Raw genomic sequence first — 15,548 nt, 5'->3', positions numbered from 1 at the left:
GCCAGGCAAGCGGCCGATAAGATATAAGAAGCAAGGGCTCCCACGGGAGCCCTTTTTTACGTCACTTCGAGATGCGGCGCATACTTGTGGCAAGGATCACCGAGGAAGCTATCATGAGGCGTTTTCTATCCTGCATATTCATAGGTTGCTTGCCTTTTAGCGGGATCGAGGCGGCCACGGTTTATCGAAGCCTCGATGCTCAAGGCAATGTCGTCTTTACCGATACCCCCAGCCAGGATAGCCAGCGCATCAAGCTCGAATCCCTCACGGTGGTGCCTTCGCAAGAATCTGCACCTTCCGCCTCAAAGGCCTCTGGAACCGCAGCCGAGGAGCAAGCGGCTCCCCGCTCATCGCGAAACGTCCCTGGTGGCCCCTTCATGCCTTATTCCACCTTTGGCATTCTATCGCCCCAGGACGGTTATACGCTGCAGACCGGTTACGCTGGCGATATCATCATCGATATAGCGGTGGAGCCTGAATTGCGCCAGGATCATCGCATCCGCTTGTTGAAAGACGGTGACGTCAGTCAATCGGCAACGCACACAAAGGTGTTCATGCTCAGCAACCTGAATCGCGGTGAGCATACCTTGCGCGCGGAGCTGCTCGATGCTCAGGGCAATGTGCGGCATCGCAGCGACCCGGTGACGCTGTACGTGCATCGGGCCAGCGTCAATCTTCCATCGAATCCGAACAACCCTGCGGGTCGGCCCCCAGATCAAACCGGTAACTGAGTTTCAACGACTCCAAAAGTAGTGCTTGCACCATCGTACAAGCATGACCATTACGGAGCGCAGGATGCACCGACGATTATTGGAACACCTGACGACTGCCGTCATGACCCTGGATGGAACATTCAACGTCGATTGGATGAATCCGGCGGCCGAGGCATTGTTGGCGGTCAGCCTTGGTCGCGTGAAAGGCTTGCGGCTCGAAAGCCTGATAGGTGGCAATACAGCCGTGACCGAGGTGCTGGTCAAGGCGATGAAGACCGCTCACTCCTTTACCCAGCGGGAAGCGAGGCTCGTGCTGGTTAGCGGCGAAGCAGTCACCGTCGATTTTACGGCGACCCCCTTGAGTGACGATGAACTGCTGCTCGAAATCGAACCTCGGGATCGGCTATTGAGAATCTCTCGAGAAGAGGCGCTCATCGCCCGCCAGAAAACCGTCAAGGTGCTCTCCAGGGGGCTGGCCCATGAGATCAAGAATCCGTTGGGAGGTATCCGCGGCGCGGCGCAGCTGCTTGAACGCGATCTTCCGGATTCGGCGCTCGTTGAATACACCCAGGTAATCATCGAGGAGGTGGATCGACTGCGGGATCTGGTCGACCGTATGTTGGGCCCCCACTACCCTTGCCGACACGAATCCTTGAATATCCACAAGGTCGTGGAACGGGTGCGAACCCTGCTTCTGGCGGAACATGCGGGTATCGATTATGTGCGGGATTACGACCCCAGCCTGCCAGAGATGATCGGGGACGAAGCCCAACTGATCCAGGCGCTGCTCAACGTGGCGGGCAACGCCGTACAGGCCATGGAATCGAGCCGCTGCGAAGCACCGCGATTGACGCTGCGCACTCGGGCAAGACGCCAGTTTACTCTTGGCAGCGAATGCCATCGGCTGGTCTGTGAAATCACCGTGATCGACAACGGACCTGGGGTTCCCGAGCGCTTACGGGACACGCTCTTTTACCCCATGGTCTCGGGGCGTGCCGACGGCAGTGGTTTGGGGTTGGCCATCGCTCAGTCGATATTGCAACAACATCATGGCTTGATTGAAAGCGAGTCTCAGTCTGGCCATACCGAATTTCGTCTGCTCATCCCCCTGGACGCAGCCGTCAACTCACTCGTGGAGGCCCCATGACCGAGATGGCACGTGTCGTCATCATCGACGACGATCGCAGCATTCGCTGGGTGCTGGAGCGTGCGCTTGCCCAGCCGGACATCGAGATTCAAAGTTTCGAACGCGCGGATCATGCTCTCGATACGCTGATGAGTGATCCGCCGGACGTACTGCTGACCGACATCCGTATGCCGGGGCTCGATGGTCTGGATCTGTTGGCACAGGTTCGCCAGGCCCATCCGGATCTGCCGGTGATCGTGATGACTGCGCACTCTGATCTGGACAGCGCAGTAGCATCTTACCAGGGCGGCGCCTTCGAGTATTTGCCCAAACCTTTCGATGTCGACGACGCCCTGGCGCTGGTGAGGCGGGCCATTGCGCATGCTCGGGAACGCCGTACGCCGACCAGCCCACCTGCTCGGCTGGCAACGGAGATCATCGGCGAGGCGCCGGCCATGCAGGAGGTGTTTCGCGCCATCGGTCGCCTGGCGCAATCCCATATCACCGTGCTCATCAATGGCGAATCCGGCACCGGCAAGGAGCGCGTGGCCAAGGCTCTGCATCAGCACAGTCCACGCAAGGCCCGGCCCTTCGTCGCCTTGAACATGGCGGCTATACCCAAGGAGCTGATGGAATCCGAACTGTTCGGGCATGAAAAGGGCGCCTTCACCGGCGCCACTACCCAGCGCCAGGGGCGCTTCGAGCAGGCGGATGGCGGTACGCTGTTTCTCGATGAGATCGGCGATATGCCACCGGATACCCAGACCCGCTTGCTCCGGGTGCTGGCAGACGGTGAGTTCTATCGTGTCGGTGGCCATCACTCCGTCAAAGTCAATGTGCGCATCATTGCCGCCACCCACCAGCCTCTTGAGCAGCGGGCCGCGGAAGGGCGCTTTCGAGAAGATCTGTTCCACCGGCTCAACGTGATTCGCATTCATCTGCCGCGTCTGGCGGAGCGTAGCGAAGACATTCCCCGCTTGGCCCAGCACTTTCTCGCGGAAGCGGCCCGGGAGCTCACCATCGAGGTCAAGGTATTGACCCCGGCCACCGAAGAGCACCTCACCCGTCTGCCCTGGCCGGGCAATGTGCGCCAGTTGGAGAATACCTGCCGCTGGCTGACGGTCATGGCCTCCGGACGCGAAATCCTGATCGACGACCTGCCGGCAGAACTGCGTGATGTGGAAAGCCTGGAGTATGAGAGCGAGGATTGGCGCAAGGCCTTTCGCGTCTGGGCCGATCGCACCTTGAGCGCAGGGCATACACACCTGCTCGGTGAAGCGGTATCGGAGTTCGAGCGTATTCTCATCGAATCCGCCCTCAAGCATACCGGTGGGCGAAAAGGAGAGGCGGCGGAGTTGTTGGGCTGGGGGCGCAACACATTGACCCGCAAGCTGAAAAATACGATTTTAGAGTGAGGTTTTTCAAGTAAGGAAACCTTGAATTTTTACCGCACGGGCCCATATTCATATATAGCAAAACGGGCTACATCACCGGCTTTGCTGAGAAGTACATCTTCACTGACTTTTATAAGGAGGTGTTAGATCATGTTCGGAGATCTTTGGCGTTCCAACGGCTCCAGGTCTGCGGATTTTGATTGGTTCCGGCAGGTCATGGACGAATTCTTTCCCCAGGCCACCTCAGATATTCGTTCGGTGCCCCGCGGGACCTTTCCCATGATCAATATGGGCCGTACGGACGAAGCCATCCTGGTATACGTGTTTGCGCCGGGCTTGACGACCGAAGCGCTTGATGTGAGCGTCCAGGATAACGTGCTGACCCTGCACGGTCGCCGTTCGTCGGTCGCGGAAGAAGGCGAGCGCCAAGAGCGCGCCTACTATCGCCAGGAGCGGTTCAGCGGTGAATTCTCGCGCTCCGTTACTTTACCTGATGGCGTCGACACCGAGCGAGCCGAGGCTAAAACGGCCAACGGACTGGTCGAGATATATTTACCCAAGCGCGAGGAAATGAAGCCACGTCGCGTCGAAATCAAGACGGCTTGAGACCCAAGGAGGTGTTGAGTTATGAATGATGTCACTAAACGCGAAACCAACCGCGATGTCGCGACCCAGCCCGAACAGCGCCGTACGCTGTTACCGGCAGTGGATATCTACGAGCAGAATGACGCCCTGCATGTGGTCGCCGATATGCCAGGGGTCACCCAGGAGTCGCTGCACATCGAGGTGGATCAAAACGTGCTGAGCATCGAAGGCGATATCAAGATCGATATGCCAAGCGGCGTTTCCGCTTCCTATGCGGAGATACGCGGCGATCAGTACGCGCGTCGCTTCACGTTGAGCCACGAGATCGATGCCGACTCGATCCAGGCAGAAATCCGCGATGGCGTGCTGCGTCTGGTATTGCCCAAGCGCGAGACGCATCGTCGTCGGCGTATCGAGGTCAAGGCGGCTTGATTCGCCAGCACTGCCACAGACAAGGTGTCCTCCTTCGGGAGGGCGCCTTTTTTATTGGTTCTTCGCTGACCAGCGTGAAACAGACAGGCACTGTGCCCCTTTAGCATGTCACGACGGCCATCTCGTGTGATGTCCATCGATCACAAAGATATGCCGGTGCCTACCCGCCAGGTGGTGGTGGGAATGGGCATGAGGCTCCGGCCCCTCCCATCCCTCATGCGTATGCTGGTGGTGTGTATCATGGTAGTGCAGGTGGGTGTGGGCCATGGGGGCATGTTCGTGCTCGAGAACCATCGAGTCATAGGAGTGCCAGACATAAGCCGCTAACGCCGTCGCCAAGAGCGCTATTGTTCCCATTAGTGCGAAGGTCTCGATCAACCCTACCTGTGCTCCAGCCCATCCGGCCAGCGGATAAGCCAACAGCCAGCAGCCGTGTGACAGCGAAAACTGCGCGGCAAACAGCGCCGGTCGATCCTCGGGCTGACATGAGCGTTTGAGCAATCGTCCGGTGGGCGTCATGACCAGCGAGGCGCCGGCACCCAGTAGTAGCCATAGCCCCAGTAGTCCGGTAAACCCTGGGGTGAGCAGGCCCAGGTACAGGCTCAACGTCATGAGGACACCGCCCAACAGCATGACCGGACGTTCGGGCATCCGATCCAGCACTTTGGGCAGCAGCAAGGCTACTACCATAGAACCCCCGCCCGCCGCAGCGAAGGCCAGGGCAACCTCGCGCTCGCCCAAGCCCAGGACAGAGCGCACGACCACCACGGTGTTGACGATCTGCATGGCTCCGGCAGCCGAGACCGCCATATTCAACGCCAGCAGTCCCCGCAGTCGAGGTGTCTTCAGGTAAATCCGACTGCCGTGGGAAGCACGCCGCCAGATGCCGGGTGCTTCCTCCATGGGATGCGGCGACGGCAGCGTCACCGACACGACCAGGGCGGCCGAGATCAGGAACGCCAGGGCGTTGAGCAGAAACAATACGTCGAAGCCCATCACCATCAACAGCGCTGCCGCGGCCACCGGGCTGAGCAGATTTTCCAGATCGTAAGCAAAACGCGACAACGACAGTGCCCGTGTGTACTGGCCCTCATCTTCGAGGATGTCGGGAATCGTCGCCTGGAAGACCGGCGTGAAGCCCGCCGAGCAAGCGTTGAGCAGAAAGATCAGGACATAGATCTGCCATATCTCGGTGACGAAGGGCAGCATGCAGACCACGGCTGCACGCAGCAGGTCCAGGCTGACCAGCAGCCAGCGTCGGGGCAGGCGCGCCGCATAGGCGCCCACCAGCGGTGCGATACCCACGTAGGCCACCATCTTGATTGCGAGTGCCGTGCCCAGCACGACCCCCGCCTGCCCGGCGGCCAGGTCGTGGGCCAGCAGCGCCAAGGCCACCGTCGTCAGGCCGGTACCAACAAGCGCAATGACCTGGGCCAGAAACAAATGGCGGTAGACGCGGTGGGCGAGCACGTCGAGCATGGGGCCTCCTCGAGGAGCAGTGGTGTCCATAAGGGCTTACAGGTAGCGGGCGATCGCCTTGAACTCCTCGGCATGGGCCCGCTGCGCTTGGGTCTGAGGGCCAAGGGCTTCCTCAAGACAATGATCGATATGGTCCTGCACCAGGGTCCGCTTGGCCTGCTGGATGGCCTTCTCCACGGCGTGGAGTTGCTGGGCGATATCCAGGCAGGGACGCCCATCCTCGATCATCTGGGTCACGCTCTGCAGATGCCCCCTGGCGCGGTTCAGACGCTTGATGATGGCGGGATGTGTTTGATGGGTATGCGATGTCATCTTTTTCCCTTATTCTGTTTCATATCCTCCTGGGGAGGATGTTAAACTTTTGTGGGTGCTGCGCCAATGACCCTAGGTCAGTGCAGCGCCCTATACGTCTTCGGTCTCATCCTGGTTGCTTTATATGCTCCATCGGCTGCGCCATCGCCTCGGCTATCTGGTCCTGTTGTTGCTGTTCGTGCCCGGCCTGGTCATCACCAGTGCCGGCGAGGCGCGTTCCCATGGTCCGTTGAGCACGGCAGCTGTCGATTCGGCTCATCAGGAGACTGAAAGGAATAGCCATGCCCACGATCATGGCCACGAGCACGGGGAGGGGCATTCCCCTCACCACGAGAGCGGCAGCCACTTCCACGAGACTGCGGCTCGGCCCGCGACGGGCGTTACCTTTGAGCCGCTGTTCCGCGCCGTCCTGCGGTCTGGCGATCGTGACGGCGTTCCGCTGCACCGGGTGTACCGCCTGGAGCGTCCCCCACGGCCGGTCATCGCTGTATGACCGGGGCCGTCCGTCGGACGGCCGATTCTTATGAAAGACCCGTGGAGGTTTCATGTTTCCATCCCGAATAGGGGGTGCGTTCGGCCTGCCTGATGTAGTCCGACGCCACGTCTTAGTCCTTCTCACGCTGCTGGTGATGCTCCTGGGGGCCAGCGGCGAAGCCCTTGCCCATGCCGTTGCCGAAGGCGACAAGGGCTATATCCAGGAGATCTATGGCATCAACCTGATCTCCTTCATCTATCTCGGCGCCAAGCACATGGTGACGGGGTACGACCATATCCTGTTTCTGCTGGGGGTGATCTTTTTCCTCTACCGGATGCAGCACATCGCCATCTACGTCAGTCTCTTCGCCTTGGGTCACTCCACGACGATGCTGCTCGGGGTGTATTTCAATGTCGGCATCAACAGCTATCTCATTGATGCCATCATCGGGCTATCCATTGTCTACAAGGCGCTGGACAACCTCGGCGCCTACCAGCGCTGGTTCGGTTTCCAACCCAATACCAAGGCGGCGACGCTGATCTTCGGCTTCTTTCACGGCTTCGGGCTCTCGACCAAGATCATCGAGTACGAGATCTCGTCGGATGGCCTGCTGCCGAACCTGCTGGCGTTCAATGTAGGGGTGGAGATCGGCCAACTGCTGGCCTTGAGCGCTATTCTCATCGTCATGGGCTTCTGGCGGCGCACTGCCGGATTCCTGCGTCACGCCTATACCGCCAACGTTGCCATGATGTGTGCCGGCTTCGTGCTGTTCGGTTATCAGCTCACTGGCCTGTTCACTACCTGATTCACGGAGTTTCACTATGTACAATACTGATCTTCCTACTCGCGCGGAATTGCCCTCTTCCCGCAAGCTGATCCGCTCGACCCTGCTGGCCGGCGTGGCGGCCAACGTCCTGTTGGTAACCGTGGTCCTGCCCGCCGAGTACGGGATTGACCACACCGGGGCGGGGCGTCTTCTGGGGCTGACCGAGATGGGGGAAATCAAGGAGCAACTGGCCGAAGAGGCCGAGCTTGATCGGGCAGCGACACAGGCTGCTTCGCCACAGGGCACGGTGGATAGCCAGGCCACGGTCGGGGTTGATGCTGACCCGCAGGCATCCTCCTCGGAGAATGCAGTCGGACAAGCCTCCACCACCGCGTCTGCCCCGGAAGCGACGCAGCCTCAGCCTGAGGCCAGCCAGGTGGCCGCGGCCTCGTTACCCGATAAGACGCCCTCCCAGGCGACCGATGAGACAGCCAGCTGGCGTGATGAGGTGAGCTTCACCCTGACGCCGGGCGAGGGCACCGAGTACAAGCTGACCATGGAGGAAGGCGCCGTCGCGAGGTTCGCCTGGTCGTCCGACGGGGGGCCGGTCAATTTTGACACTCACGGTGACGGGAATGGCAACTCGATCAGCTATGAGAAGGGGCGCGGTGTCCCCGAAGACGAGGGCGAGCTGGAGGCGGCCTTCACCGGCAACCACGGCTGGTTCTTCCGCAACCGCAACGACAACGAGGTGACCGTGGTGCTGAGACTCGACGGTGATTACGGTGAGCTGAAGCAAATGCTCTGACCCCGGAAGCGATCTTCAGACCCTGGCTCTCTTGTGAAGGCCAGGGTCTCTATAATCCTGCGTTGCTCTTGATCACTCCTTTGCTCCGAAAACCGATTGGCCCAACTTGGCGGAAGAGCGGAGATTGCGCGATGTAAATGAGTCGCTTGACTGGACGCGCGCACAAGCCGTTTTTTACGCCGTATGATCGAGCGCAGACACCTTCCGAACAGGCCTATCCCGCTCGTGTTTTTTGCGCAGAATGCCTAAGCTGGAAAAGTGCGTCACTTATCGGCAAGATGATCGGCGTATTTTTTGAACGTGCCTGCAGGACGCAAAGGCCGCCGCCATCTAAAGAGGAACTAGTCACGATGACCGATATTACCAAACTGCTGGGCGATGAAGCAGACAGCCTGCTCAGCCATACCTGCAAAGGCTTCAAGAAGGACGATCTATACCTGCCCGGCCCCGACTTCGTCGATCGGGTGATGATGGACAGTGATCGCAACCCTCTCGTGCTGCGCAACATGCAGGCGTTGTTCAATCACGGTCGCCTGGCAGGCACCGGTTATCTGGGTATGCTGCCGGTGGATCAGGGGATCGAACACTCTGCCGGTGCCTCTTTCGCCCCTAATCCGCAGTATTTCGATCCCAAGAATATCGTCGAGCTGGCCATCGAAGGCGGCTGTAACTGCGTCGCCTCGACTCTGGGTGTGCTTTCCTCCGTGGCGCGGCGTTATGCCCACAAGATCCCGATGATGCTCAAGCTCAACCACAACGAGACCTTGACCTATCCGGCGATCTACGATCAGACGATGTTCGCTCAGGTCGAGCAGGCTCATAACATGGGCTGCATTGCGGTTGGAGCCACCATCTACTACGGCTCGCCGGAAAGCCGCCGCCAGATCATGGAGGTCAGCGAGGCCTTCGAACGTGCTCATGAACTGGGTATGGTCACGGTGCTGTGGTCCTATCTGCGCAACCCCGACTTCAAGAAAGATGGCACCGATTACCACGTTTCATCGGATCTCACGAGCCAGGCCGTTCACCTTGCGGCAACCATCAAGGCGGATATCGTCAAGCAGAAGCTGCCGGAGAACAACGGTGGTTACAAGGCGGTCGGTTTCGGCCATACCCACGACAAGGTCTACGATGAGTTGACTTCGGACAACCCCATCGACCTGGCCCGCTATCAGGTAGCCAACTGCTTCATGGGACGTGCGGGATTGATCAACTCCGGCGGCGGCTCCAAGGGACATTCCGATCTGGGTGAGGCGGTGCGTACCGCGGTAATCAACAAGCGTGCCGGTGGCATGGGCCTGATCTCCGGGCGCAAGGCGTTCCAGAAGCCGATGAAGGAAGGCGTCGAGCTGCTCAACGCGATTCAGGATGTGTATCTGTCGAAAGACGTCACCATTGCCTGATCGTCGCTCGCCTAATTTCTGAGGCTGATGATTAATAAATAAAAAGGCCCGGTCATTGCGACCGGGCCTTTTGCGTGGCGGCGTGTCGTTACGCCGTGGCGCTTTCCTCCAGCAGTTGCTCGACCTGCGCGACGACGTTGTCCACGGTGAAGCCGTAGTGTTTGAACAGCGCTTCCGCCGGGGCGGATTCGCCGAAGCTGTGCATGGCGATGATACGGCCGTGAAGCCCGACGTACTTGTACCAGTAAGCGTAGTGGCTGGCTTCGATGGCTACGCGCTTGGTCATGGTGGACGGCAGGACGGATTCGCGGTAGCTGGCGGGCTGGGCATCGAAGATATCCGTGGAGGGCATCGACACGACGCGCACCGCCTTACCCTTGGCCTCCAGCGCATTGGCGGCTTCCATGGCCAGGCCGACTTCGGACCCGGTTGCGATCAGAATGACCTCGAAAGGCTCGTCGCTGTCCTTGAGCACATAGCCGCCGCGGCGAATCTCCGCCAGCTGATGCTTGTCGCGCTGCTGGTGAGGCAGGTTTTGCCGGGACAGTACCAGCGCCGTCGGCGCGCCTTGCCGCTTGAGCGCGATGCGCCAGGCCACGGCGGTTTCTACCGCATCCGCCGGTCGCCAGGTCGATAGGTTGGGCGTCGAGCGCAGCGCCCCCATCTGCTCGATGGGCTGATGGGTCGGGCCGTCCTCGCCCAGACCGATGGAGTCATGGGTAAACACATAGATGGTCTGCAGGTTCATCAGTGCCGCCAGACGCACGGCGTTGTGCATGTACTCCATGAAGGTCAGGAAGGTGGCGCCATAGGGAATGAACCCGCCGTGGGCGGCGATGCCGTTCATGATCGCGCCCATACCGAATTCCCGCACGCCGTAGTGCAGGTAGTTGCCATCATGCTGGTCGCGACTGATGGCCTTGGAATCTTTCCAGAAGGTCAGGTTGGATGGGGCCAGATCCGCGCTGCCACCGAACAGTTCCGGCAGCTGTGGGCCGAGCTCGTTCAGACAGGCCAGCGACGCCTTGCGGCTCGCAATGCTTTCGCCATTCGCTTGGGTTTGCTCGATCAACTTTTCTGTGTTCAACGTGGAGGGCAGTTCACCTTTTAGGCGCCGCTTGAACTCCTTGGCAAGCTCAGGGTGCGCTTCGGCGTAGCGTTCAAAGTGCGCATTCCACTCGCTTTCGGTCTTCTCTCCCCGGGCGCTGGCGTCCCAGCCTCTGTAGATCTCCTCGGGCACGTGAAACGGCGCATGAGACCAGCCCAGTTGCTCCCGGGCAGCGGCGACCTCATCTTCACCCAGAGGCGAGCCATGAGTGGCTTCGGTGCCCTGCTTGTTGGGGGCGCCAAACCCGATGATGGTCTTGCACATGATTAGACTGGGGCGATCGTCATGCTGGCGGGTCAGTTCGATGGCGGCCTTGATCTCTTCGGGCTTGTGGCCATCCACATTGGGCACCACGTGCCAACCATAGGCCTCGAAGCGCTTGGCGGTATCGTCGGTGAACCAGCCCTTGGTCTCGCCGTCGATGGAAATGCCGTTATCATCGTAGAAGGCGGTCAGCTTGCCCAGACCTTGAGTGCCGGCCAGGGAGCAAACCTCATGGGAGATGCCTTCCATCAGGCAGCCATCCCCTAGGAACACATAGGTGTAGTGATCGACGATGGTGTGCCCGGGCTGATTGAACTGAGCGGCCAGCGTACGTTCTGCAATGGCCATGCCCACTGCATTGGCCAGCCCCTGGCCCAGCGGGCCGGTGGTGGTTTCGACGCCGGGGGTGTAACCCAGCTCCGGATGCCCTGGGGTCTTTGAGTGCAGCTGACGAAAGTTCTGCAAGTCTTCGAGGGTCAGTTCATAGCCGGTCAGGTGCAACAGCGAATAGAGCAGCATGGAGCCATGACCGTTGGACAGCACGAAACGGTCACGATCCGCCCAGTGCGGATTAGCCGGGTTATGTGCCAAATAGTCGTTCCACAGCACTTCGGCAATATCGGCCATGCCCATGGGGGCGCCGGGATGACCGGACTTGGCCCTCTGTACGGCATCCATGGATAGTGCACGGATGGCATTCGCCAACTCGAAACGGGACGGCATCGTAAAGCTCCTCGCCTAGGGCAAATGAACAGCGATAGTAGTACAGCGCAGCGAAATGGCCACTACTATCCGTTCGATGGGGTGGTGCCGGACAAGAGCCGACATGAAAACCGGGGGATTATTGTCGCCGAGTTGTGGATATCCATCAAATGCCGGTCACGGATTTCACTCTGCAAAGAGATGACAGCGACCCTGGGAGAACCTGTGAAAAGCCGATAACGGCCTGCTAGGCAGCCGTCGGGTGAGCGTGTAGACTTTTTGCCTTCAGGCTCCGGGTCTCGCAAGAGCGGACCTTGTATGGAAAGGCCCTGTTTGAAACCGTCTGCGCTTGCGGCTGGATTTTTATCGTCCGGCGTTGCGCGATCGTCTGACTGCATTTTTCGGCACCCATGAAGGGGTGCCAAGGAGGGTCGAATAGGCCATGAGCGAATATTCTCTGTTTACGTCTGAATCCGTATCCGAGGGGCATCCCGACAAGATCGCCGATCAGATATCCGATGCGGTACTCGATGCCATCATTGCCCGGGACAAGCAGGCGCGGGTCGCCTGTGAAACCATGGTCAAGACCGGGGTAGCAATCGTTGCCGGCGAGATCAGCACCAATGCTTGGGTCGATCTCGAAGAGCTGGTGCGTGAGGTAATCCTTGAGATTGGCTACAACTCTTCCGATGTCGGTTTCGATGGCGAGACCTGCGGCGTACTCAATCTGATCGGCAAGCAGAGCGTGGATATTGCTCAGGGCGTCGACCGCAGCAAGCCCGAAGATCAGGGTGCCGGTGACCAGGGGTTGATGTTCGGCTATGCGACCAACGAGACCGACACTTACATGCCGGCGCCGATCCATTACGCTCACCGGCTGGTCGAGCGCCAGGCAGAACTGCGCAAGAATGGCATGCTGCCTTGGCTGCGCCCAGACGCCAAGAGCCAGGTGAGCTTTCGCTATGGCGACAATGGCAAGCCGCAGTCGGTAGAAGCGGTGGTGCTCTCCACCCAGCACGATCCGGATATCGCCCAGGAAGATCTGCGCAAGATGGTCAAGCGCGAGATCATCGAGCAGGTACTGCCGGCAGAGTGGCTGACCGACCAGACCCAGTACCACATCAACCCCACTGGCAAGTTCGTCATTGGTGGCCCCGTGGGGGACTGTGGCCTGACTGGGCGCAAGATCATCGTCGATACCTACGGCGGTATGGCACGCCACGGCGGAGGGGCGTTTTCCGGCAAGGATCCGTCCAAGGTCGATCGTAGCGCAGCCTATGCCGGACGCTATGTAGCCAAGAACCTAGTCGCCGCCGGGCTTGCCGACAAGTGTGAGATCCAGGTTTCCTATGCCATCGGTGTCGCCGAGCCTACCTCCGTGGCGATCAACACCTTCGGCACTGCGCGCATCGGCGACGACAGGATCGTCGAGCTGGTGCGGGAGCATTTCGATCTACGACCCTTTGCCATTTCGCGTATGCTCGATCTGCAGCACCCCATGTATCGGCTCACCGCCGCTTATGGCCACTTCGGCCGCGAGCCTTTTGAGCACAGCTATACCTGGAAGGACGTGCACGGCGAGAAGCATACCGAGACCTTCACTGCGTTCCCTTGGGAGAAGCTCGACAAGGCAGAAGCGTTGCGCGCCGCTGCGGAGCTTTAAAAGCCTAACGGGCGCTGTATGTCGTTATTTAGCAACAATAAATGTACAGTATTGGCGACAATCTGTGCATTTAGAGGCATAAAAGTGAACTTTTCAGCGTGGTTCTGGACGCCTTTGCTGATTTAGGTTCATAGTCACTGGCGAAAGAATCCGTTCAAATGGATATGAGGATGTGAATCATGGAAAACCGCAAGATTACGTTGTTTGCCGCATTGATACTTTCCGGCGTACTGCTCGCTGGATGTGGTGATGACGAGTCCGACACTGAAACCACGACGGAATCTGCCACCAATCAGTCCGAGCCGGTCTCGGAAGGTAATGAAACTGCTGATGATGCCGAGACGTCTGCCAACATGAGCAGCGACAGTTCCGATGAAATGACCGGCAGTGGTTCGAGTGAATCCTCCAATGGCCAGATGCAAGGCGACGATACCAACGGTAGCGCTAGCGGTACGCAAACACCGCAGAACGACCAGTCCCAGCCGGCCAATCAGGATAATCAAAGCCAGCCCAAGGCCAGCGCCGAAGACACGCCGGAAGAGAGCACGAATTAAGCGGCTCACCACGCTTCAGCTTTCCTGACAAACGCCGATGTTCAAGAAGGCGGCTAGCGATAGTCGCCTTTCTTCTATTCGATGCTGCCTATGTGGGTGATTGGGCAGATCGACGTTGAAAAAGAACGCATAGTGTAGTGAACTTGCCCGGCGCCAATGCCTCATTGGCGCCTCGTTGCTGCTGTTCGAGGGGCGCTGCAGTGCATGAAAATTCGTGCGCGAGGCTCGGACAGGATGTCGCAAATGCAACGGCGCCCATTCCCCGGAATGGAGTAAGACGATGACAGCAATGGCAAATCCCGACGCTGCCACTCAGGATTATAAGGTTGCCGATATTTCCCTGGCGGATTGGGGGCGGCGCGAAATCCGTATCGCCGAAACCGAAATGCCGGCATTGATGAAGATCCGTGCCAAGTACCGCGATCAGCAGCCCCTTGCAGGTGCACGCATTGCCGGCTGTATTCACATGACCATCCAAACGGCGGTGTTGATCGAGACCCTGATCGAGCTGGGCGCGTCCGTGCGCTGGTCCTCCTGCAACATCTTCTCGACCCAGGATCAGGCCGCCGCAGCCATTGCTGCCGCCGGTATCCCGGTATTTGCCTGGAAAGGCGAGACCGAAGAGGAGTTCTGGTGGTGCATCGAGCAGACCGTGGAAGGCCCCGACGGCTGGACCCCGAACATGGTGCTCGACGATGGTGGCGATCTGACCGGACTTCTACATGACAAGTACCCGGAGCTTCTGAAGAACATTCATGGTATCTCTGAAGAGACCACCACCGGCGTGCATCGCCTGCAGGAAATGCTTCGGGACAGCACGCTCAAGGTGCCGGCGATCAACGTCAACGATGCGGTCACCAAGTCCAAGAACGACAACAAATACGGCTGCCGCCACAGCCTGAACGACGCCATCAAGCGCGGTCTCGACCATCTGCTCTCCGGCAAGCAGGCCCTGGTGGTCGGCTATGGCGACGTGGGCAAGGGCTCCGCCGCCTCCTTGCGCCAGGAAGGTATGATCGTCAAGGTCACCGAGATCGATCCGATCTGTGCCATGCAAGCCTGCATGGACGGGTTTGAGGTGGTGTCGCCTTACCAGGATGGCGTCAATCAAGGCGGTGATAACGTCGATAGCGCCCTGTTGGGCAAGATCGACCTGGTGGTGACCTGCACCGGTAACGTCAATGCCTGCGATGCGCCCATGCTCAAGGCGCTCAAGAAGGGCGCGGTGGTGTGCAATATAGGCCACTTCGACAGCGAAATCGACACCGGCTACATGCGCAAGCAGTGGCACTGGGAAGAGGTCAAGCCCCAGGTGCACAAGATCTATCGCGACAGCAAGCCCGACGACTTTGATCCTGAGAGCAGCGACTATCTGATTCTGCTTTCCGAAGGTCGCCTCGTGAACCTGGGCAACGCCACAGGCCATCCGTCACGCATCATGGACGGTTCCTTCGCCAATCAGGTGCTGGCGCAGATTCATCTGTACGAGCGGCGTTTTGCCGATCTGACCGGTGACGATAAAGCCGGGGGTCTTTCGGTTACCGTTCTGCCCAAGCACCTCGATGAAGAGGTCGCCCGCTATATGGTCGAAGGTTTCGGTGGTGTGATTACCAAGCTGAGCGATGAGCAGGCCAAGTATACCGGCATGGCGGTGGATGGGCCCTTCAAGCCCGATGAATACCGTTACTAAGAAGATACGCTGAATCAACGTTGTAACGCCGCCTTCGGGCGGCGTTTTTTATAGTATTCTGATTCCCGTACTGG

Annotated in this window: 15 protein-coding genes and 1 riboswitch; of the genes, 12 read left to right on the top strand and 3 right to left on the bottom strand. The window is 59.2% G+C overall.

Translation table 11 applies throughout. The features are described from left to right. Positions 1–113 precede the first annotated feature (113 nt). The 5 genes from H7850_RS17270 (at position 114) to H7850_RS17250 (ending at position 4,250) form a co-directional block, all read left to right on the top strand. On the top strand, positions 114–731 hold the full coding sequence (locus H7850_RS17270; protein WP_227370730.1) for a DUF4124 domain-containing protein: 618 nt from the start codon (positions 114–116) through the stop codon (positions 729–731). Between the two features lie 64 nt (positions 732–795). Continuing rightward, positions 796–1,860: a nitrogen regulation protein NR(II) gene (glnL, locus tag H7850_RS17265; RefSeq protein WP_227370729.1), complete on the top strand. Its 1,065-nt coding sequence runs from the start codon at positions 796–798 to the stop codon at positions 1,858–1,860. Continuing rightward, positions 1,857–3,254, top strand: a complete 1,398-nt coding sequence (gene glnG, locus H7850_RS17260; RefSeq protein ID WP_227370728.1) for a nitrogen regulation protein NR(I) — start codon at positions 1,857–1,859, stop codon at positions 3,252–3,254. The genes glnL and glnG overlap by 4 nt, the downstream gene beginning before the upstream one ends. A gap of 129 nt (positions 3,255–3,383) precedes the next feature. Continuing rightward, on the top strand, positions 3,384–3,839 hold the full coding sequence (locus H7850_RS17255; RefSeq protein ID WP_227370727.1) for an Hsp20/alpha crystallin family protein: 456 nt from the start codon (positions 3,384–3,386) through the stop codon (positions 3,837–3,839). Between the two features lie 21 nt (positions 3,840–3,860). Next, entirely contained in the window at positions 3,861–4,250 is a 390-nt protein-coding gene (locus tag H7850_RS17250) for an Hsp20/alpha crystallin family protein (RefSeq protein WP_227370726.1), read from the top strand. Between the two features lie 108 nt (positions 4,251–4,358). On the opposite strand, the gene H7850_RS17245 is transcribed toward H7850_RS17250, so the two are convergent. Continuing rightward, the gene (locus H7850_RS17245) at positions 4,359–5,729 is read right to left on the bottom strand and encodes an MFS transporter (protein ID WP_227370725.1); all 1,371 of its coding nucleotides are present in this window, start codon (positions 5,727–5,729) and stop codon (positions 4,359–4,361) included. Between the two features lie 36 nt (positions 5,730–5,765). Then, entirely contained in the window at positions 5,766–6,041 is a 276-nt protein-coding gene (locus H7850_RS17240) for a metal-sensing transcriptional repressor (RefSeq protein WP_227370724.1), read from the bottom strand. Between the two features lie 115 nt (positions 6,042–6,156). On the opposite strand from H7850_RS17240, the gene H7850_RS17235 reads away from it, so the two are divergent. From H7850_RS17235 to H7850_RS17220, 4 genes are all read left to right on the top strand, one after another. Continuing rightward, on the top strand, positions 6,157–6,534 hold the full coding sequence (locus H7850_RS17235; protein WP_227370723.1) for a hypothetical protein: 378 nt from the start codon (positions 6,157–6,159) through the stop codon (positions 6,532–6,534). Between the two features lie 136 nt (positions 6,535–6,670). Then, positions 6,671–7,321: a HupE/UreJ family protein gene (locus H7850_RS17230; protein WP_413614170.1), complete on the top strand. Its 651-nt coding sequence runs from the start codon at positions 6,671–6,673 to the stop codon at positions 7,319–7,321. A 16-nt stretch (positions 7,322–7,337) separates the two neighbouring features. Continuing rightward, positions 7,338–8,090, top strand: a complete 753-nt coding sequence (locus H7850_RS17225) for a hypothetical protein (RefSeq protein ID WP_227370721.1) — start codon at positions 7,338–7,340, stop codon at positions 8,088–8,090. 350 nt (positions 8,091–8,440) lie between these two features. Further along, positions 8,441–9,493, top strand: coding sequence for a class I fructose-bisphosphate aldolase (locus tag H7850_RS17220; protein WP_227370720.1), 1,053 nt, complete (start codon positions 8,441–8,443; stop codon positions 9,491–9,493). An 88-nt stretch (positions 9,494–9,581) separates the two neighbouring features. Here H7850_RS17220 and tkt read toward each other — a convergent pair whose 3' ends face one another. Then, on the bottom strand, positions 9,582–11,588 hold the full coding sequence (tkt, locus tag H7850_RS17215) for a transketolase (protein ID WP_227370719.1): 2,007 nt from the start codon (positions 11,586–11,588) through the stop codon (positions 9,582–9,584). A 421-nt stretch (positions 11,589–12,009) separates the two neighbouring features. On the opposite strand from tkt, the gene metK reads away from it, so the two are divergent. From metK to ahcY, 3 genes are all read left to right on the top strand, one after another. Further along, the gene (gene metK, locus H7850_RS17210) at positions 12,010–13,230 is read left to right on the top strand and encodes a methionine adenosyltransferase (protein ID WP_227370718.1); all 1,221 of its coding nucleotides are present in this window, start codon (positions 12,010–12,012) and stop codon (positions 13,228–13,230) included. 179 nt (positions 13,231–13,409) lie between these two features. Then, the gene (locus tag H7850_RS17205) at positions 13,410–13,784 is read left to right on the top strand and encodes a hypothetical protein (protein ID WP_227370717.1); all 375 of its coding nucleotides are present in this window, start codon (positions 13,410–13,412) and stop codon (positions 13,782–13,784) included. Between the two features lie 181 nt (positions 13,785–13,965). Then, a riboswitch (S-adenosyl-L-homocysteine riboswitch) is annotated at positions 13,966–14,048 on the top strand. A 16-nt stretch (positions 14,049–14,064) separates the two neighbouring features. Beyond that, on the top strand, positions 14,065–15,474 hold the full coding sequence (gene ahcY / locus H7850_RS17200) for an adenosylhomocysteinase (protein ID WP_227370716.1): 1,410 nt from the start codon (positions 14,065–14,067) through the stop codon (positions 15,472–15,474). Positions 15,475–15,548 lie beyond the last annotated feature (74 nt).

This window comes from Halomonas sp. M20, assembly GCF_020622265.1.
Lineage (GTDB): Bacteria > Pseudomonadota > Gammaproteobacteria > Pseudomonadales > Halomonadaceae > Modicisalibacter.
Note: the sequence above shows the minus strand (reverse complement) of the source record. Positions and strands in the feature narration are given on the sequence as shown.